The organism is Hymenobacter sp. YIM 151500-1 (assembly GCF_025979885.1).
GTDB lineage: Bacteria > Bacteroidota > Bacteroidia > Cytophagales > Hymenobacteraceae > Hymenobacter.
In genome coordinates this window covers 808,457-825,534 of record NZ_CP110139.1, presented here as the reverse complement: position 1 = coordinate 825,534, position 17,078 = coordinate 808,457, and the positions used below count along the sequence as shown (strand labels likewise).

Here is a 17,078-nt window from a genome sequence, read left to right as displayed (position 1 = left end):
CGGGGCGGTTACGGACTGCCACCCGGCAGGGCCCAACAGAACCGCGTTTTTTTTCGTACGTTTGGTTTACGTTTCAACTCCTTCAAACATATTTTTTCTTATGGCTTACGAAGCTACCGGCCGCCTGCACGAGATTTTCGACGAACAGCAGGTGAGCGAGAAATTCCGCAAGCGCGAGTTCGTGCTGGAAGTCGTAGACGGCCAGTATCCTGAGCATATCAAGTTTCAGCTGGTGCAGGACAAAACTGCCCTCATCGACTCGTTTAAAGTAGGCGACGAGGTAAAAATCTCCTTTAACCTGCGGGGCCGCGGCTTCAACAAAAACGGCCAGATGCTGTACTTCACCAACCTGGAGGCCTGGCGCCTGGAGCCGGCCGCCGGCGGTGGGTCGGCGCCGCAGGGTGGCGGAAACTACAGCCAGCAGGCCGCTCCCCGGGCGGCTGCTCCGGCCGCCAATCAGAACCCGAACCTGCGTGCTTCGGCGGCTCCCATTGCCTCCGACGACGACAACGACCTGCCTTTCTAAGTATCGGTTTAGCGCTGATTTCGTACAAAAGCCGCTTCCGCACTATCGGAAGCGGCTTTTTGCTGCCTGGGCATGTTAGTTGCTAGGCCGCTGCTGCCTGTTCCGGCAGGCCGCGTATTTCGTACGTAGTCTGCTTACTCTTCTTTTCTTTCTTCTGCTTGCCTGACGTATACATGAACTTTCCGGACGCTTTGTCTTTAGCCGGTAAAACTGCGTTGGTAACGGGTGGCACCAGCGGAATTGGCCTTGTAACGGCCCGCGAACTGGCCTGCCGCGGAGCCCGCGTGGTGCTGGTAGGCCGCAATGCCGACCGCGCCGAGCAAGCACGGGCTGCTATTCAGCTGGCCGCTGGGCCAGCCGCCGAGGTGCACTTCAAATGCACCGACCTGTCACTGGTGCAAAATGTGCGCACCCTGGCCGAGGAGCTAAGCCGGGAGCTAAGCCAGCTCGACATCCTGGTGAACAACGCCGGCATCATGCCCGGTCCCCACACGCTCACGGCCGAAGGGCACGAGCTGAGCTGGGCCACCAACCACCTGGCGCCCTATGCCCTCACCAACCTGCTCCTGCCCCTGCTCGACGCCGCCGGCCACGCCCGCGTCGTCACCGTGTCATCGTTGGCGCACTGGCTGGGCGAGATTGAGCCCGACCGGGACGTGCGCAACAACCCCGACAAGTACAGCTGGCTCACGGCCTACGCCGACTCCAAGCTGGCCAACATCTTGTTCACCAAAGAGCTGGCCCACCGCCTCGACCTGACGGGCATCACGGCCAACTGCCTGCACCCCGGCCTGGTAGATACGAGCCTGATTCGGCCGGGCAGCTCGCCGGTGGTGCGTGCCTTGTGGTGGGCGGCCCGGCCACTGATGGTGAATGCCAATCAGGGCGCCCGTACCAGCGTCTACCTGGCCACGGCCCCGGAAGTGGCCCACGTCAGCGGCCGGTATTTTGCGGGCATGCGGCCGGCCCGGTGCTCGGGGCGGGCCCAGAATATGGCCGATGCCAGCCGCCTCTGGCGTATTTCGGCCGAGGAAACCGGCATCGAATAACCCGGTGCCTGGTTGATTGGTGGTTACTTTTTCGGCAGTTTCGTGTTTAGCACACGGAGCCGTCCGGTACCGGCTTCTCCTACCCGACTCATGGAGCTGCAAGAACTAATCCGGCAGGGCGAAGGCGAACGGCTGGAGTTCAAGAAGAAAACCACCCACCCCACCCGCATTGCGCGCACGTTGTCTTCGCTGGCCAACACCCACGGCGGCCGGGTGCTGGTAGGCGTGGATGACGACGGCCGCGTAGTGGGTGTGCGTGACGCGGAAGAGGAAATCTACCAGCTGCGGCAGGCGGCGGCGCACTACATCGACCCGCCCCTGACGCTGCGGTTTCGCGAGGTGGAGGAAGACGGCCGCGTGGTGGTGGTGGTGACCGTGCCTGAGAGCAGCGAAAAGCCCCACCGGGCCCAGGTAGCCGATGGCGACTGGCGGGCCTACGTGCGCGTGCGCGACGAGAGCGTGCAAAGCAGCCAACTCACCGAGCGGGTGCTCCAGCGTCAGGCCGCCGCCGCACCCCGCTTCGAGCGGCTACCATTAAACAAAGAAGAACTGGCGGTGCTCGACTATCTGCGCAAAAACGCCCGTATCACGTTGGCGCAGTACATGAAGCTGCTCAACATCGGGCAGCGTCGCGCCTTCCGCACCCTCATCAAGCTCACCCTCCACGGCTACATCCGCCACCACGACAAGGAGCGGGAAGTGTACTACACCCTATAGACCCCAGATGCAACGGATGAGGGACGGATAGAACGGATTAGTGTTTAGTCCGTTCTATCCGTCCCTCATCCGTTGCATCTGGGGTTTACTCCTGCTTCCGGGCGCGGGCTTGCTTTTTCTCTTCTTTGGCGGCCCGCTTTTCCTTTTCAGACTTCACGGGCTCCTTTTTTTTCTCTTTGCGGGCGTCTTGTGCTTTTGCCATGGTTAATGAAAGTGGAGGGAATACTGGCCATTTAACGCGGCCAATTAGGGCGGTGTTGTGCTCCGATGGGCTATTTTAGCTCAGTAAAGGCAAATATCGCTCATCCAGAATTGTCAGGTGGTGAGCCTCGTGGCCGGGCAGAATGTAGGCCAGGGCCCGCACGCTCACGGGGTGCCCGCTGGCTGTGCCCCGGCGGTCGGCGGCGCCGGCGGGCAGCGACTCCAGCAGGCTGAGCGTGGCGGCCCGTACGGTATCATACTCGTGCAGAATGTCGGCGAGGCTACGGCTATCGGCTTCGGAGGCAGGCACGTAATCGTCCTGCTCGAAGCCGGGCAGCGGCGTTTGGTCGCCGCGCCCGATGCGCAGGACGCGGTAGGCGAAGATGCGCTCCGTGTCGAGCACGTGCACCAGCATTTCCTTGATGCTCCACTTGCCGGGTGCGTAGCGTAGGCCGGCTTGCTCGTCGGTGAGGGCGTGCAGGCGGCGGCGCAGCGCGGCGGGCTGCTCGCGCAAAGCCGCCAGCGGGTCGCCGCTGATGCGGCTAATGTAGCGGGCGTAGTACGGCGCGTACTCGGTGGCGGCGGGCGGGGTGGTGAAGGCGTTGCTCATGGGGCGAAGCTAGGGGTTTGGCTCTATCTTGCTTTGAATCCAGGGCTACTTTCTATGTCTTTGCGTTCCAAACCCGCTCCCTCCTGGTTTCTGTGGGTGCTGTTTTTGCTGATTCCCTTGCAGATATTTGCCTACTTCAACTTGGGAGTCAGTTACAAATACGAAGTAGACCACGCCGAGACATTCGTAAGCATTGATACGTCCCGGTCGGTGGCAAGCAAGGCAGCGGCTTTCCAAAAAATTGCGCAACGTGCGCAGCAAATTCGGCGGCAGCAGCGCCACAGCCTGGTTATTGCTGCCGCAGCGGCCGGAGCACTAGTAGCGCTGGGGCTTCGCAACGACCGACTTCGCCGCCGTACTTAGCCGGCAACGCCGGCCGGCCGCGGCTCGTACACCGGGCACGCTCAACCTTACCCTTACCCTATGAATTCTCTGCTCAACAAAGGTCTTTCGATTTCCAAAAACGCCCTGTTCAGCGTATTTCTGAATCGCGCCGGCAAGCTGCTGGGCCGGCCGTTTCGGGTGGTGCTGGTGCTCAATGAAGTAGCCAACAAGCTGGCCAGCAAAGACAGCGGCGACAATAAATTCAAGCAGCTGTTTGATGTGGCGTACACGGTGGTGCGCCTCGTACGCAACTACGTGAGCGGCAGCTACCGCCAGATTGACACCGGTACTATCGTGTCGGCGCTGGCGGTGCTGCTCTACACCCTGTCGCCGGTAGATTTGGTGCCGGATTTTATTCCGGTAGTCGGTTTTCTGGATGATATAGCCCTCATCAGCTGGTTTGTGGAGAAGTTCCAGGCCGAAATCGGCCGCTTCCGGGAGTGGGAGAAAACCCACGCCGCCGAGGCCACCGACGACGTGCCCGCTGCCTCGCCTAAACCCGCTTACGCTGCTTCCAACACCAACGCCGAAAACGCCCCCGCCGTGGCGGAAATGGGCCACTCCTAAAATCACAGATTGTGCAGATTAGGAGGATTTCACTGATTCTATTTTAAACGCCCGGCCTGGTTTGGCCGGGCGTTTTTCCGTTAAACAGCTCCGCTAACCTCAGCGCCATCCTCTGCGAACCTCCGCGAGCAACCTCACTCGCAAGCAACCCGCCCCTTACTTTTGCATCTTCTACCCCGCCGCCCACCCACCTCAGTGAAATCCTTCCAATCTGCACAATCTGTGATTTGCCTCTCCACCCGGCTGGCGCTGCTCGCCCTACTGCTTCTCTCCTGCTTGCCCCAGGCCCGCGCCGATGAAGGCATGTGGCTGCCCCTGCTGCTCAAGCAGCTCAACGAAGCCGATATGCAGAAAAAAGGCCTCAAGCTGACGGCGGAGCAGATTTATTCCGTTAACCAGGGCAGCTTGAAGGATGCCGTGGTGCAGTTCGGGGGCGGCTGCACCGGCGAAATCATCAGCGCCGAAGGGCTGCTGCTGACCAACCACCACTGCGGCTACGGCCAGATTCAGCAGCACTCGTCGGTGGAGAAGGACTACCTGACCAACGGCTACTGGGCCATGACGCGGGACCAGGAGCTGCCCAATCCGGGTCTGACGGCCACGTTCATCGTGCGCATGGAGGATGTGACGAGCCAGGTGCTGGCCGGCGTGCCCACTACGGGCATCACGGAGGCGGAGCGGGAGCAGCGGGTGCAGCAGAACAGCCAGCGCGTGGGGCAGGCCGCCGTGCAAGGCACCCACTACCAGGCCTTTGTGCGGCCCATGTTCCAGGGCAACGAGTACTATTTATTTGTGACGGAGGTATTCCCGGACGTGCGCCTGGTGGGGGCACCACCGAGCAGCATCGGCAAGTTTGGGGGCGACACCGACAACTGGGCCTGGCCCCGCCACACCGGCGACTTCAGCCTGTTCCGCATCTACGCCGGCCCCGACAATAAGCCCGCTCCCTATTCCGCCGCCAACCGTCCCTTCAAGCCCCGCCACCACCTGCCCATTTCCCTGCAAGGCGTGCAGCCCGGCGACTTCACGCTGGTATTCGGCTTCCCTGGCCGCACCAATGAGTACCTGACCAGCTGGGGCGTGGACGAGGTGTACTCGGTGTCGAACCCGGCCAAAATCAAGGTGCGCGACACCAAGCTGCGCATCCTGGACCAGGACATGAAGGCCTCCGACAAGGTGCGGATTCAGTACGCGGCCAAGTACGCCGGCCTGGCCAACTACTGGAAGAAGTGGATAGGCGAAAACCGGGGCCTCAAAAAGCTGGACGCCGTGGCGCGCAAGCAGCAACAGGAAGCCGGGTTTCAGCGCTGGGCCGAAAGCGGCGACGAAGCCCGCCGCGCCGCCTTTGCCGGGCTGCTGCCGCAACTGCAGAAACACTATGCCACCGTGCGCGACTACACCCTGGCCCGCGACTACGTGACTGAGGCCGCCCTGGGCGTGGAGCTGGTGGCCTACGCCAACTCTCTGCTGCCGCTGCTGGACCTTATCGACAAAAAAGCGCCGGCTGAGGAGCGCCAGGCGGCCGTGGACCGGGCCAAACGGGGCACCACCAACTTCTTCCGCAACTACAGCGCCCCCACCGACCAGAAAGTAGCCGCCGCCCTGCTGCCTCTCTACGCCACCGGTACGCCGCCGGCGTTGCTGCCTGCCTACGTGACAACCGTGCAGCAGCAGTACGCCCAGGCCGGCGGCTGGCCGGCTTACGTAGCTCAGCTGTACGGCAAGTCGCGGCTGGCCTCGGAGGCCGGGGCCCAGGCTGTGCTGGATGAGGTGGCCGCCGGCAACGGCCAGACCCTGCGCCAGGACCCGGCCGCCCAGCTGGCCCAGGCCATCGTCGCCACCTACCGCCAGCAGGTGTTGCCCACCTACACCGCCGCCACCGACAACATTGCCCTGCTCCAGCGTACCTACGTGGCCGGCCTGCGCCTCCAGCAGCCGGAGCGGAAGTTTTACCCCGATGCCAACTCTACCCTGCGCGTGGCCTACGGCCAAGTGGCCGGCTACGCCCCCGCCGATGGCACCCGCTATGACTTCTACACCACCCTGGACGGCATCATGGAAAAAGCCGACCCCACCAACCCCGAGTTTGAAGTGCCCGCCCGCCTCACAGAGCTGTACCGCACCAAGGATTTCGGGCCCTATGCCTACCGGGGCACGGTGCCCGTAGCCTTCATTGCCACCAACCATACCACCGGCGGCAACTCCGGCTCCCCCGTCATCAATGCCCGTGGGGAGCTAATCGGCACCAACTTCGACCGGAACTGGGAAGGCACCATGTCCGACATCATGTTCGACCCCGACCGGGTACGCAACATCACGCTGGACGTGCGCTACATGCTGTTTGTGGTCGATAAATTCGCTGGCGCCGGCCACCTGGTCAAGGAAATGACCCTAGTAGGCGCACCCGGCGCGGCCGCTCCGGCTGGGCAGCCGGTGAAGAAGGTGAAAGTGAAGCGCAAGGCAGCTAAGGAGAAGGTGTAAGCCTTGCCTACTTGCTCAGTTCGTACACGCCCGCCGAAACACTAACTTTCTGGCGGTCAAGGGCGGCGTGGTAGTGATGGAGTAACTGTCATTCCGAGCGGAGCGAGGAATGACAGCCTACGGCCGCTCGATTCCCTGCTCCCGCAGCTGCCCGGCGTATTTATCGTATATCACCCGCAAATCATTGCCGTGCTTCTCGGCATCCACGCCGATGCTGACGTTGCTGGTGTGGAAGCGGTGCAGGTGGCTGAGGTGGGGGCAGATAACGGGCAGGTGGCCGGCCAGCAAAAACCGCACGTACAGGTCCAGGTCTTCGGCCATGCGCAACTCCTCGTCGTAGCCGCCTACCTCGTTGAACAGCTGACGGCTGTAGCACACGTTGCCCTGGATGAAGTGCTCGGCCCGGAAGATGGCCCGCAGCATGTCCTGGGGCGTGTCGAAGCGCCAGGCGTAGTAGTCTTCGCGCGGCAAGTAGCGGCGCTCCTCGTCCACGCGCAGGAAATCGGCCACCAGCCAGGGGCGGCCAGGATGCTGCCGGATCTGGTCGGCGTAGTGGAACAGGCAGCGCTGCAAAAGCACGTCGTCGTCGTCGAGGGGCACCAGCCAGGCGTCGGCGGGGCTTTCCTCCCGAATCAGCAGGTTACGGGCGGGGCCGGGCAGCAGCTTGGTAGCCTGCTGGCGCACGCGCAGGGGGGTGCCGGCCTGGGCGCTGGCCTCGCGCAGCCAGGCGGCGGTGTCGTCGGTGCAGGCGTTTTCGCAGATGAGGTGGTCGAAGGAGAAGTCCAGGGGGGCCGCTACGCTGGCCCGCACGCTGTCAACGGCCTCGGGCAGAAACTGCCGGCGGTTGTGGGTTGGGGTGATGACGGAGAAATGCATGGCCTCCTATTCTGCCCGCCGCTCGAAAATGTTGCACGGCGCAGCTACTGCCCGGCCCCGCCGTTGCGGGCTGGAGCTCAACTTTCCGGCGGCGGGGCGCGTTTAGCCTCCAGCTTGCCTCATTTCCTGCTGTATTGCCTCATGGCTAAATTTGTAGTTACCCTCCGGCTGCCCGATACGATTGACGAAGATTTTATCTCCCGGATTCCGCGGCACCGCGCCTTTATCAACCGCCTTATCGAAGAGAATATCATTGAGGCCTACGCCATCAGCGCCGACCGGACCCGCGGCTGGGTTACGATGAACGGAGCCACGGCGGCCAGCGTGCAGGCCGTTGTCGAGCAGTTTCCGCTGTATCAGTTTCTGAGCGAAGTGCAGATTGATGAGCTATTCGTGTTTGATAGCGCCGCCAGCCGCTTTCCGCGCATCAGCCTCAACTAAGCAGAGCTGCCCGGCCCACGGGTTGTTCAATCGGCGCGGTTTCTGCTTAGCCGCCTTCTCTTGTCACTGGTTTGCCATTAGCTCTAGTATACGCCGCATGCTTTGTTATTTCTGGCTTCTGACGTGGACCAGCCTACGGCTGGCCGCCGCTCCAGCAGCCACCCCGGCCGCGCCGCCCACCCCACCCAAGCTCACCACCGACCAGCTTATTACCCGCCTGACCGGCGCCATCGAAAACCTGAAAACCCTGCGCTGCAACGTGCGGGCCCAGGAGCGTATCGGGACCAGCTACCAGCAGGCGCGCACGAGCATGAAAATGGCCTTCCGGCCCTACCGCGTGTACTTGCGCAACCATAAGGGCATTGAGGTGCTGTGGGTGGAAGGCCAGAACGACGGCGACGCCTGGGTGTACCCTAACAGCTTTCCGTACGTCACGCTCAGCCTCGACCCCAATGGCGCGCTGATGCGCAAAAGCCAGCACCACAGCGTGCTCGACGCCGGCTACGGCACCATTGCCGAGATGCTGCGCGGTTCCAGCCAGCGCCAGGACCACGCCCTGGAGCGCAGCTTCCGCTACACCACCGACACCACCTTGGCCGGCCGCCCCGCCCACGTGCTCCGCGCCGACTATCCTGCCTTTCGCTACGTGCCCTACAAGCCCGCCAAGCCCGAAACGGTGGCCGCCATTGCCGCCCGCTTCGGCTGCGGCGAGTACCGCATTCTGGAGCGCAATGGCCTGACGCCGGACGCCACCGTGCCCGCCGGTAAAACCATCCAAGTACCTAACGCCTACGGCCGCCGCATCCTGATTTGCGTGGACCAGAAGCTCTACCTGCCCCTGCTCGTGCAAGTGCACGACGATAAAGGCCTGTTCGAGCGGTTCGAGTTCAACGACATCGTGGCCAACCAGCCCATTCCGCCCCAGGAGTTCACCAAAGACTACAAGGACTACAAGCTATAAATCACAGATTGTGCAGATTGGATAGGATTTCACTGATTTTTTCGTCAGCAAAACAAAAGGGTGCTTCTCAGGATGCACCCTTTTGTTTTGCTGACAGGTTGCCGAAGCTCACCAAAAGTCTAAACAACAAAAATCAGTGAAATCCTACCCAATCTGCACAATCTGTGATTTAGCGACGCATGGTTTTCTCGATTTGGTCCCACATTTCCGGGGTCAGGAGTTCGAGCTTGTTGAACTCGCCGGCCCCGTTCAGCCACTCGCCGCCGTCGAGGGTTACCACTTCGCCATTCATGTAGGCCGAGAAGTCGGAAACCAGGTAGGCGGCCAGGTTGGCCAGCTCCTGGTGGTTGCCCACGCGCTTGAGGGGCACCGAGGCGGCGGGGTCGAGCTTGGAAGCCAGGGGCTCGGGGAAGAGGCGGCTCCAGGCACCCTCGGTGGGGAAAGGGCCGGGGGCAATGGCGTTGGAACGGATGCCGTACTTGGCCCACTCCACGGCCAGGGAGCGGGTCATGGCCAGCACGCCGGCCTTGGCCGCCGCTGAGGGCACCACGTAGGCCGAGCCTACGGAGGCGTAGGTGGTAACGATGTTGAGAATAGTGCCGGGCCGCTTATCGGCAATCCAGCGCTTGCCAAACGCCAGCGTGCAGTTGTACGAGCCGCGCAGGACAATGTCCACAATTACGTCGAAGGCCTTGTGGCTCAGGCGCTCGGTGGGGCTGATGAAGTTGCCGGCAGCGTTGTTGAGCAGCACATCCACGCCCCCGAACGTGTCGATGGTGCGCTGGAGCAGGGCTTCTACCTCGTCGTACTTGCGCACGTCGCAGGGCACGGCCAGCACCTGCCCGCCGGTTTGCTGGCGCAGCTCCTCGGCGGTTTTTTCCAGCACGTCGAGCTTGCGGGAGCTGATGACCACGTTGGCCCCGAGCTGGAGAAAGTAGGTGGTCATGGCCCGGCCGAGGCCGGTGCCGCCGCCCGTCACGACGATGGTTTTACCCTGGAGGGCGTTGTCGCGGAGCATGGGCTGGGCGTAGGGGTGCGTAGAAGCCATAAGAGGAGAGAAAAAGTGGACGTAAGAAAACTGCTAGTGGCAGGAGCCGCCCTGCGAGCGGCGGCGGCCTGCAAGAACGGCATTTCTGGCTTTTTCAGGTGAGCAGTGGCATGGGTTGGATTTTTTACCACCTTTACCCCGCATGTCCTACGCCACATCTTCCTTCCGTACTGCGTCTCCGCCAACTGTAGCCATTTTGGGCTGCGGCTGGCTTGGCCTGCCCCTGGCCCAGGCCCTGGTGGCGGCCGGCCACCCGGTGCACGGCACCACCACCACCCCGGTGCACCTGCTCACCCTGCGCGACGCCGGCATTCGGCCCTACCTGCTGCGCCTCAGCCCCACACTCACTCCCACCGACGCTGACACCCTTCAGGCGCTGCTGCACGAGGCCGAGGTGCTGGTGCTCAACGTGCCCCCCACCCGCGGGGCCGGCTCCCCCGATGCCTACCCCGCCCTGCTGCGCCCCGTGGCCGAAGCTGCCGCCCGCGCCGGCGTGCGGCACGTGCTCCACGTCAGCTCCACCGGCGTGTACCCCGACGAGCCCCGCACCATGCACGAAGCCGACGCCCAGGCCGACACCAACGCCGCTGCCCCCCTGCTCCGGGCCGAAGCCCTGTTCTCGGGCCCCGACCACACCGTGGTGCGCCTGGCGGGCTTGATGGGGCCGGGCCGGGCGCCGGGCCGCTTCCTGGCCGGCCGCCACGACCTGCCCCTGGGCAGCGCCCCCGTCAACCTCATCCACCTGGCCGACTGCGTGGGTCTGCTCCAGCACCTGATTCAGCACAACGTGTGGGGGTACACGCTCAACGCCTGCGCTGCTACCCACCCGCCGCGCCGTCAGTTTTACCCCGCCGCGGCGGCGCACCTGGGCCTGGAGCCGCCCACCTTCCTGCCCGAAACCACCGGCGGCAAGCTCATCGACAGCTCCCTGGTCCGCAGCCTCACCGGCTACCAGTTCCAGCACGACGACGTGCTGGCCGCCCTGGTGTAGAACAGCCACTGCGGAACACTGCGCAACCACTGCGTAAACACTGCGAGAAACCACACTCGCACGTCTGGAGGCCGTATCTTTGGGCCTGTGAAGTCTGACAAAACGACCGTGGCGGTGCTGGGCGGCGGGGCCGCCGGCTTTTTCGGGGCCATTGCCTGCGCCGAGGCCAACCCCGCGCTACGGGTGGTGCTGCTCGAAAAAACCGGCAAGCTGCTGAGCAAGGTGCGCATATCGGGCGGGGGCCGCTGCAACGTCACGCACGCCGCCGACACGGCCGCCCAGCTGGTGCAGCACTACCCGCGCGGAGGCAAGCACCTCAAGGAGCCCTTCAGGCAGTTTGGCGCCCCGGACACGGTGCGCTGGTTTGAGGCCCGCGGCGTCAAGCTCAAAACCGAGCCCGACGGCCGCATGTTTCCCGTCACCGACTCCTCCGAAACCATTGCCCAGTGCCTGCTGGACGCTGCCCGCCAGGCCGGGGTCAAAATTATGCTGCACACCGCGGCCGAGCATATCGAGCCGTTGCCGGAAGGCGGCTTCCAGCTGACCCTCAGTGGTGGCTCCGGGGCCGGCACGCTGACGGTGGCCCGCCTGCTGGTAGCCACCGGCGGCGCGCCCAAAACCGAGCAGTACGAGTGGCTGCGCCGCCTGGGCCACCCCATTCAGGAGCCGGTACCCAGCCTGTTTACCTTCAACGTGCCCGATTCGCCCCTGCGCGAGCTGCCTGGCGTGAGCGTGCCGCGCGCCAGAGTGCGCGTAGCCGGCGAAAAGCTGGAGTACGAAGGCCCGGTGCTGGTGACGCACTGGGGCGTGAGCGGGCCGGCCGTGCTCAAGCTCTCGGCCTGGGGCGCCCGCCGCCTCCACGAGCTGCAGTACCGCAGCATTGCCCTGGTCAATTGGATTCCCGACTTTACCGAAGAAACCCTGCGCCAGCACCTGAGCCAGTTTCGGGAGCAGCACGGCAAGAAAGCCGTGCTGGCCAACCCACTGTTTGGGCTGCCCCAGCGCCTGTGGCGCACCCTGGCCGAAGGCGCCGGCATCGGGCCCGACACGCGCTGGAATGAGCTGCCGGCCAAGGCCCAAAACCGCCTCATCGAAAACCTGCTCCGCACGCCCCTGCCCGTGGAAGGCAAAACCACCTACAAGGACGAATTTGTGACCTGCGGGGGCGTGGCCCTGAGCGAGGTGAACATGCAGACCATGGAAAGCCGCCGCGTGCCCGGCCTCTACTTCGCCGGGGAAGTCCTCGACATTGACGGCATCACCGGGGGCTTCAACTTTCAGGCGGCCTGGACCACCGGCTACCTAGCGGGCCGGGCTATGGCAGACGTGGCGGTGAAGCAGTGAGATAGTAGGCCGGAAGTTGCTAGACATCCAAGTGTCAAGTGTCCCTGCATAACCCTGGGCTGGTTTTGAGAGTACAGAAAGACACTTTTCCAACTTCCAACCTAATTCTTATGGCTACCAACAACACGAGTGCCCTGCTCCATGAGCTGCTGCAAACCCTGAAAGATGGCGAACAAGGCTACGCCACTGCCCTCACCGACGTCGAGGATCAGGACCTGAAGGAAGTGTTCAAGCAGTATGCGGTTCAGCGCGACGGCTACCTGACCGAGTTGGAGGACCAGATGCACCAGCTCAACATCAAAGCCGAGGAAGATTCGTCGATAACCGGTACTCTGCACCGGGCCTTCATCAACATCAAAGCCGCCCTCACCAGCAAGAGTCGGGAAAGTATCCTCAACGAGTGTGAGCGGGGCGAAGACTACGCCGTAAAAGCCTACGAAGCCGCTCTGAAAGCCGAAAACCTGCCCGGCCAGCTTAAAACCATCATCGGGAAGCAGTACCAGGGCGTAAAAGAAGCCCACGATAGAATTCGCGGCCTGCGCAACGCCAGCCGCTAACCAAATCACAGATGGTGCAGATTGAATTGATTGCGCTGATTTCTCACGGGCACCACCGGGAGGACTAACTGGTAACCGGTATCCGGCCCTGATTTATAATAGCACAAAGGCCGCTTCCAAGGAAGCGGCCTTTGTATTGTGTACCCAGGTTCATTCACCGGCAAGCAATCTGTGCAATCAATTCAATCTGCACAATCTGCGATTCTATTCGTCGAAGTCGTTGTTGTCGCGCTTGCCTTTGTAGCCGCCGCCGTAGGAGCTACCACCCCGGTCGCCGCCGTAGCGGTTGCCGCCACTGTTGCCGTAGGAAGAGCCGCCGTCGCGGTTGCCTTTGTAGCCGCCCCCGCCGTAGCTGCCGCCGCCGCGGTTGCCGTAGGAGGAGCCGCCGTCGCGCCGGTCGCCGCCGTACGAGCCACCCCGGTTGCCGCCGTAGCTGCCGCCGCGGTTGCCGCCGAAGCCGCCTTCTCGCCGGTCACGGTCGCCGCCCCCAAAGCCGCCGGGGCCCCGGCGCGGACGGTCGCCGCGGTTGCCGCCTTCCTGCTGGGCGTCGCCTTCCTGGCGAGGCGTGGCAATGTTGAAGGCCACCGGCCGGCCCTGAATGCTGCTGCGGCCAAGCTGGCTGACTACTTCCTCTACAAAGTCATTCGGAATTTCCACGAAGCTAAACTTGTCGTAGAGGGCAATGTCGCCGACTTTGCCGGCCGTGAGACTGGTGTTTTCGGCAATCAGGTCCACGATGTCGCGCGGGTGCAGGCGGTCCTTCTTGCCCATGGTCACAAACAAGCGCGTGAAGCCGGGGCGGGCCGCACCTTGGGAGCGGCTGGCGTCGAGGCTTTCCTGGGCGCGCTTTTCCTCCTTCATGGTCATCTTGAGCAGGGCCGCGGCCACGTCCAGGGACGTAATGCCGTCTTCCTGGTCCTGGTCGATGAGGCGCTGCACGCGGGCAATGTACTTGTCGAGGTTGCCCTTCTCGATGACTTCCTTGATGGAGTTGAGCATGAGCGTGGTCTTCACCTCCGACACATCCTCAAACGAAGGCACGCGCTCCTGCTTGATAGTGGCCTTGGTGAAGCGCATGATGTCGCGCAGCTTGTAGATGTCGCGGCCGCTCACAAACGTGAACGAACGGCCCGACTTACCGGCGCGGCCCGTGCGCCCGATGCGGTGCACGTAGTATTCTTCGTCGGCGGGCAGGTCGTAGTTGACCACGGCTTCTACATTATCCACGTCGATGCCGCGGGCGGCTACGTCGGTAGCCACCAGGATTTCCAAGGTGCCCTTGCGGAACTTGTCCAGGGTGTTCTGGCGCTGCTGCTGGCCCATGTCGCCGTGCAGGCCGTCGGCGAAGTAGCCTTTGGCTTGCAGGTCGGCCACGATTTCGTCCACCATGCGCTTGGTGTTGGCAAACACGATGGTCGACTTCAGATTGTACATATCGAGCACGCGGGTCAGCACATCCTTTTTCTGGGGGCCGCGCACCTCGTAGTACACCTGCTCGATGTTGGTGACGGTCATTTCCTGGTGGTTGACCTTCACCACCTGCGGGTCGCGCTGGTACTTCTTGGTCAGCTCCATGATGGGCTTGCTCATGGTAGCCGAGAAGAACACCGTCTGCCGGTCCTCGGGCATGCGGCCCAGCACCGTCTCGATGTCGTCGCGGAAGCCCATGTCGAGCATCTCGTCGGCCTCATCCAGGATGATGGTTTTGCAGTTATCCAGGTTCAGCGTGCCGCGCTCCAGGTGGTCCATGACGCGGCCAGGAGTGCCAATCACGATTTGCACACCACGCTCCAGGGCCCGGAACTGCCGGTCATAACTGGAGCCGCCGTAAATGGGCACCACGGCCAGGCCGCGCTTGTACTTGCCCAGCTTTTGGATTTCGCCCGACACCTGCACGGCCAGCTCACGCGTGGGGCAGAGCACCAGCACCTGCACGTCGCGGGAGTTGGTGTCAACTTTCTCGATGGCGGGGATAGAGAAGGCCGCCGTTTTGCCGGTACCCGTCTGGGCCTGACCGATTACGTCTTTGCCTTCAAGCAGAACGGGAATAGCAGCCGTCTGGATAGGGGAAGCCTCTTCGTAGCCGACTTCCGTAATAGCGCGCTGCATTTCCTCGGAGAGGGGCAGCTCTTCAAATTTTACTTTTTCCATGTCTGAGTTTGATGGAATGGAGACTATGCTCTGAAAACAGCGGATTCAGCGACGCTCTTCTCTCCCACTCTACCAAACGACGACAGTGACGGAAGCAACGGACGGAAGACAAAGCCGGCCCAACAAGTTTCTAGGAGGCAGCTCATAAGCTGCGCGGAACGTGGCCGTTCTCAAATGCGGGTGCAAAGATAGAGGGAAATACTGAAAATAGCTATCCTCTTCTTGTTTTTAGCTTTAGTGGCCTCACCCCCAACCCCCTCTCCGAAAAGGAGAGGGGGCTCTAGCTGTAGTTTCTAGTTGTTTTGGCCATTATCAATCCCGCTCAGTCCATACTTGGCAACGTTTACCAAGGGGAATTGCTATGGTTTTATGCCTAGACTTGGCCCCTCTTTTCCTAACGAATCAAGCGGTGCAGCAGGAGAAAGGGGAAGCCGTCAGAAACAAAAAAACAGGCTCCTCAAAGTGAGGAGCCTGTTTGTGTAGCTTTATCCGAAAAGAGATTCGGAAACTAGGCCAGCTTTACTTTTACAGCGTTCAGGCCTTTACGGCCCTGGGCGATGTCAAACTGCACCTTGTCGTTGTCGCGAATCTCGTCGATGCACTCGGTTACGTGAACGAAGATGTCTTCGCCGGTCTCGTCCACTTTGATGAAACCAAAACCTTTGGTCTCATTGAAGAATTTTACAGTTCCTGTCTGCATGGTACTTGTGTGATGGTTGATTTTTTAAGAGTAGCAGTACTCCACTCCGCTTACTCTTCCGCATCGGAAGTACTTCGGCAGGCTGTTCCCCACATGGTCTTAAACTGCGTCAAAGATAGAACTATATTTTAGGTTTCGCTCGGAGCCAGCCAAACTCCCCAGATTTTATACTGCCAGCCCCGGCGGCCCGGCGGTTTTCAGCGTTTCTTTACGGCTCGCTTCGGGCCTACTGCTATGGAAACTCCGGCTTTTCGCTTCTCGCACCTGCTTACCGTTCAGCCCCAGGACATTGATGAGCTACACCACGCCAACAACGTGCAGTACGTGCGCTGGGTGCAGGACACAGCCGGCCAGCACTGGCTCACGGCCTACCCACCTGGCGAGCGGAAGCGGTACATCTGGGTGGTGCGGGAGCACCGCGTGCAGTACCGCCACCCGGCCTTGCTGGGCGAGGAGCTGCGCTGCCTGACGTGGATAGGCGAAGTGCGCGGGGCGCAGTGCCAGCGCTTCACCCGCATCGAGCGGGCCCAGGATGGCAAGCTGCTCTGCGAGGCCGAAACCCAGTGGGTGCTGCTCGACCCCACTACCAAGCGCCCGGTGCGCATTGAGGCCAGCGTAGTAGAGCGGCTGTGGGGGCCGGTGTAGGCCGGGGTGGAATGGCTATCTTGCGCCAACCTCATTCTTACTCACATTCCCCTTGCCTTTTCCGTATGCGCCTTTTTGTTTCCGCATTGGCCGCCTCCTCTGCTCTGCTGCTGGGCGGCTGCAGCAACTACGCCAAGTCCAACCAGCAAGTGGTGGTGTCGGATGACTGCGGGAAGGAATGGGAGCTGATAGCGGCCGGCGACGCCGTGCCCAAAGGCACGATGAACCCCTGCTTTATGAAGGTGGTCATCCCGAATTTCCCCATGCAGGGCGACAGCCGCTTTATCACCAACCTCAAGGACCGGGTGCGGGCCGCCATCCACATCGACTACGATTACTCCATTATCAGTCCCCTGGCGTTTATCCGGCAGGCCAAGTTTTTGGGCAAAGCCAACACGGATGCTGACAGCGAGGAGGCGCTGAATCCGCGGGCATTTGAGGGCGCCGAAAACATGGTGATTGACAAGCGCATCCGGGACGTGAGCAAGGCGCTGTTTTTGAACGAAGACATTGTGGAGCTGGACCAGGCCGAAATCGAGAACCAGCTGCTGGTGCAGTCCAATAAAGTGCTGGAGCCGCTGGGCGTGCACCTGAACTTTATCACCCTCACCTTCGACTTAGACGAGCAGACACGCCAGGCCATCGACGTGTCCACGGCCATGAAAATCTACGAAAGCCGCAACCTATCCGAGGTAGGCAAGCAGGTGATGGTAGCGCGGGCCGGAGCCACGAAGCTGGCCGTTGAAAACCAGGCCCCGACTCCTACACCCCAACAAGAAGAAGAATAACAGCTTCCCGCTATAGCATTAGTTTTCAGCACGCACCAGGA

Annotated in this window: 17 protein-coding genes and 1 pseudogene; 13 read left to right on the top strand and 5 right to left on the bottom strand. The window is 62.0% G+C overall.

Going from position 1 to position 17,078, the window contains the following annotated elements:
• Positions 1-100: 100 nt before the first annotated feature.
• The 3 genes from OIS53_RS03315 to OIS53_RS03305 all read left to right on the top strand — a co-directional run bounded on the left by OIS53_RS03315 (position 101) and on the right by OIS53_RS03305 (position 2,292).
• Positions 101-526, top strand: a complete 426-nt coding sequence (locus OIS53_RS03315; RefSeq protein ID WP_264680969.1) for a DUF3127 domain-containing protein — start codon at positions 101-103, stop codon at positions 524-526.
• A 173-nt stretch (positions 527-699) separates the two neighbouring features.
• The gene (locus OIS53_RS03310) at positions 700-1,575 is read left to right on the top strand and encodes an SDR family oxidoreductase (RefSeq protein WP_264680968.1); all 876 of its coding nucleotides are present in this window, start codon (positions 700-702) and stop codon (positions 1,573-1,575) included.
• A 90-nt stretch (positions 1,576-1,665) separates the two neighbouring features.
• Entirely contained in the window at positions 1,666-2,292 is a 627-nt protein-coding gene (locus tag OIS53_RS03305) for an AlbA family DNA-binding domain-containing protein (RefSeq protein ID WP_264680967.1), read from the top strand.
• 277 nt (positions 2,293-2,569) lie between these two features.
• Here OIS53_RS03305 and OIS53_RS03300 read toward each other — a convergent pair whose 3' ends face one another.
• Positions 2,570-3,103, bottom strand: coding sequence for a DinB family protein (locus OIS53_RS03300; RefSeq protein WP_264680966.1), 534 nt, complete (start codon positions 3,101-3,103; stop codon positions 2,570-2,572).
• Positions 3,104-3,163: 60 nt separating this feature from the next.
• Between OIS53_RS03300 and OIS53_RS03295 the strand changes: the two genes are divergently transcribed.
• The 3 genes and pseudogenes from OIS53_RS03295 (at position 3,164) to OIS53_RS03285 (ending at position 6,535) form a co-directional block, all read left to right on the top strand.
• Positions 3,164-3,466: a hypothetical protein gene (locus OIS53_RS03295; protein ID WP_264680965.1), complete on the top strand. Its 303-nt coding sequence runs from the start codon at positions 3,164-3,166 to the stop codon at positions 3,464-3,466.
• Positions 3,467-3,781: 315 nt separating this feature from the next.
• Positions 3,782-3,880: pseudogene (locus tag OIS53_RS20435) on the top strand (YkvA family protein); the annotation flags it as partial.
• Between the two features lie 399 nt (positions 3,881-4,279).
• Positions 4,280-6,535: a S46 family peptidase gene (locus OIS53_RS03285; RefSeq protein ID WP_413775188.1), complete on the top strand. Its 2,256-nt coding sequence runs from the start codon at positions 4,280-4,282 to the stop codon at positions 6,533-6,535.
• Positions 6,536-6,652: 117 nt separating this feature from the next.
• Here OIS53_RS03285 and OIS53_RS03280 read toward each other — a convergent pair whose 3' ends face one another.
• Positions 6,653-7,411 carry a glycosyltransferase family 2 protein gene (locus tag OIS53_RS03280; RefSeq protein WP_264680962.1) on the bottom strand — a complete coding sequence of 253 codons (759 nt, stop codon included), beginning with the start codon at positions 7,409-7,411 and terminating at the stop codon, positions 6,653-6,655.
• 141 nt (positions 7,412-7,552) lie between these two features.
• On the opposite strand from OIS53_RS03280, the gene OIS53_RS03275 reads away from it, so the two are divergent.
• Together OIS53_RS03275 and OIS53_RS03270 are read left to right on the top strand one after the other, a co-directional pair.
• A complete protein-coding gene (locus OIS53_RS03275) occupies positions 7,553-7,852 on the top strand; it encodes a hypothetical protein (RefSeq protein ID WP_264680961.1) in 300 nt (99 codons plus the stop codon).
• A gap of 97 nt (positions 7,853-7,949) precedes the next feature.
• On the top strand, positions 7,950-8,813 hold the full coding sequence (locus tag OIS53_RS03270) for a LysM peptidoglycan-binding domain-containing protein (RefSeq protein WP_264680960.1): 864 nt from the start codon (positions 7,950-7,952) through the stop codon (positions 8,811-8,813).
• A gap of 169 nt (positions 8,814-8,982) precedes the next feature.
• Here the strand turns inward: OIS53_RS03270 and OIS53_RS03265 are convergent, their stop codons facing one another.
• A complete protein-coding gene (locus OIS53_RS03265) occupies positions 8,983-9,861 on the bottom strand; it encodes an SDR family oxidoreductase (RefSeq protein ID WP_264680959.1) in 879 nt (292 codons plus the stop codon).
• Positions 9,862-10,003: 142 nt separating this feature from the next.
• Here OIS53_RS03265 and OIS53_RS03260 point away from each other — a divergent pair, with 142 nt between their 5' ends.
• From OIS53_RS03260 to OIS53_RS03250, 3 genes are all read left to right on the top strand, one after another.
• Positions 10,004-10,852: an NAD(P)H-binding protein gene (locus tag OIS53_RS03260; RefSeq protein WP_264680958.1), complete on the top strand. Its 849-nt coding sequence runs from the start codon at positions 10,004-10,006 to the stop codon at positions 10,850-10,852.
• Between the two features lie 87 nt (positions 10,853-10,939).
• The gene (locus OIS53_RS03255) at positions 10,940-12,196 is read left to right on the top strand and encodes a BaiN/RdsA family NAD(P)/FAD-dependent oxidoreductase (protein ID WP_264680957.1); all 1,257 of its coding nucleotides are present in this window, start codon (positions 10,940-10,942) and stop codon (positions 12,194-12,196) included.
• Between the two features lie 110 nt (positions 12,197-12,306).
• Complete coding sequence (locus OIS53_RS03250; protein WP_264680956.1) at positions 12,307-12,753, top strand: ferritin-like domain-containing protein; 447 nt, start codon at positions 12,307-12,309, stop codon at positions 12,751-12,753.
• 204 nt (positions 12,754-12,957) lie between these two features.
• Here OIS53_RS03250 and OIS53_RS03245 read toward each other — a convergent pair whose 3' ends face one another.
• Positions 12,958-14,904, bottom strand: coding sequence for a DEAD/DEAH box helicase (locus OIS53_RS03245; RefSeq protein WP_264680955.1), 1,947 nt, complete (start codon positions 14,902-14,904; stop codon positions 12,958-12,960).
• 508 nt (positions 14,905-15,412) lie between these two features.
• Entirely contained in the window at positions 15,413-15,604 is a 192-nt protein-coding gene (locus tag OIS53_RS03240; protein WP_045690297.1) for a cold-shock protein, read from the bottom strand.
• 234 nt (positions 15,605-15,838) lie between these two features.
• Here OIS53_RS03240 and OIS53_RS03235 point away from each other — a divergent pair, with 234 nt between their 5' ends.
• Positions 15,839-16,249, top strand: a complete 411-nt coding sequence (locus OIS53_RS03235; RefSeq protein ID WP_264680954.1) for an acyl-CoA thioesterase — start codon at positions 15,839-15,841, stop codon at positions 16,247-16,249.
• 65 nt (positions 16,250-16,314) lie between these two features.
• On the top strand, positions 16,315-17,037 hold the full coding sequence (locus OIS53_RS03230; RefSeq protein ID WP_264680953.1) for a hypothetical protein: 723 nt from the start codon (positions 16,315-16,317) through the stop codon (positions 17,035-17,037).
• The last annotated feature ends 41 nt before the right edge of the window (positions 17,038-17,078 follow it).

What these genes read in the sequence shown, in the direction of transcription:
- OIS53_RS03315 (WP_264680969.1), top strand. Translation starts at nt 101, where the DNA reads ATGGCTTACGAAGCTACCGGCCGCCTGCACGAGATTTTCGACGAACAG.
- OIS53_RS03310 (WP_264680968.1), top strand. Translation starts at nt 700, where the DNA reads ATGAACTTTCCGGACGCTTTGTCTTTAGCCGGTAAAACTGCGTTGGTA.
- OIS53_RS03305 (WP_264680967.1), top strand. Translation starts at nt 1,666, where the DNA reads ATGGAGCTGCAAGAACTAATCCGGCAGGGCGAAGGCGAACGGCTGGAG.
- OIS53_RS03300 (WP_264680966.1), bottom strand. Translation starts at nt 3,103, where the DNA reads ATGAGCAACGCCTTCACCACCCCGCCCGCCGCCACCGAGTACGCGCCG.
- OIS53_RS03280 (WP_264680962.1), bottom strand. Translation starts at nt 7,411, where the DNA reads ATGCATTTCTCCGTCATCACCCCAACCCACAACCGCCGGCAGTTTCTG.
- OIS53_RS03275 (WP_264680961.1), top strand. Translation starts at nt 7,553, where the DNA reads ATGGCTAAATTTGTAGTTACCCTCCGGCTGCCCGATACGATTGACGAA.
- OIS53_RS03270 (WP_264680960.1), top strand. Translation starts at nt 7,950, where the DNA reads ATGCTTTGTTATTTCTGGCTTCTGACGTGGACCAGCCTACGGCTGGCC.
- OIS53_RS03265 (WP_264680959.1), bottom strand. Translation starts at nt 9,861, where the DNA reads ATGGCTTCTACGCACCCCTACGCCCAGCCCATGCTCCGCGACAACGCC.
- OIS53_RS03260 (WP_264680958.1), top strand. Translation starts at nt 10,004, where the DNA reads ATGTCCTACGCCACATCTTCCTTCCGTACTGCGTCTCCGCCAACTGTA.
- OIS53_RS03250 (WP_264680956.1), top strand. Translation starts at nt 12,307, where the DNA reads ATGGCTACCAACAACACGAGTGCCCTGCTCCATGAGCTGCTGCAAACC.
- OIS53_RS03245 (WP_264680955.1), bottom strand. Translation starts at nt 14,904, where the DNA reads ATGGAAAAAGTAAAATTTGAAGAGCTGCCCCTCTCCGAGGAAATGCAG.
- OIS53_RS03240 (WP_045690297.1), bottom strand. Translation starts at nt 15,604, where the DNA reads ATGCAGACAGGAACTGTAAAATTCTTCAATGAGACCAAAGGTTTTGGT.
- OIS53_RS03235 (WP_264680954.1), top strand. Translation starts at nt 15,839, where the DNA reads ATGGAAACTCCGGCTTTTCGCTTCTCGCACCTGCTTACCGTTCAGCCC.
- OIS53_RS03230 (WP_264680953.1), top strand. Translation starts at nt 16,315, where the DNA reads ATGCGCCTTTTTGTTTCCGCATTGGCCGCCTCCTCTGCTCTGCTGCTG.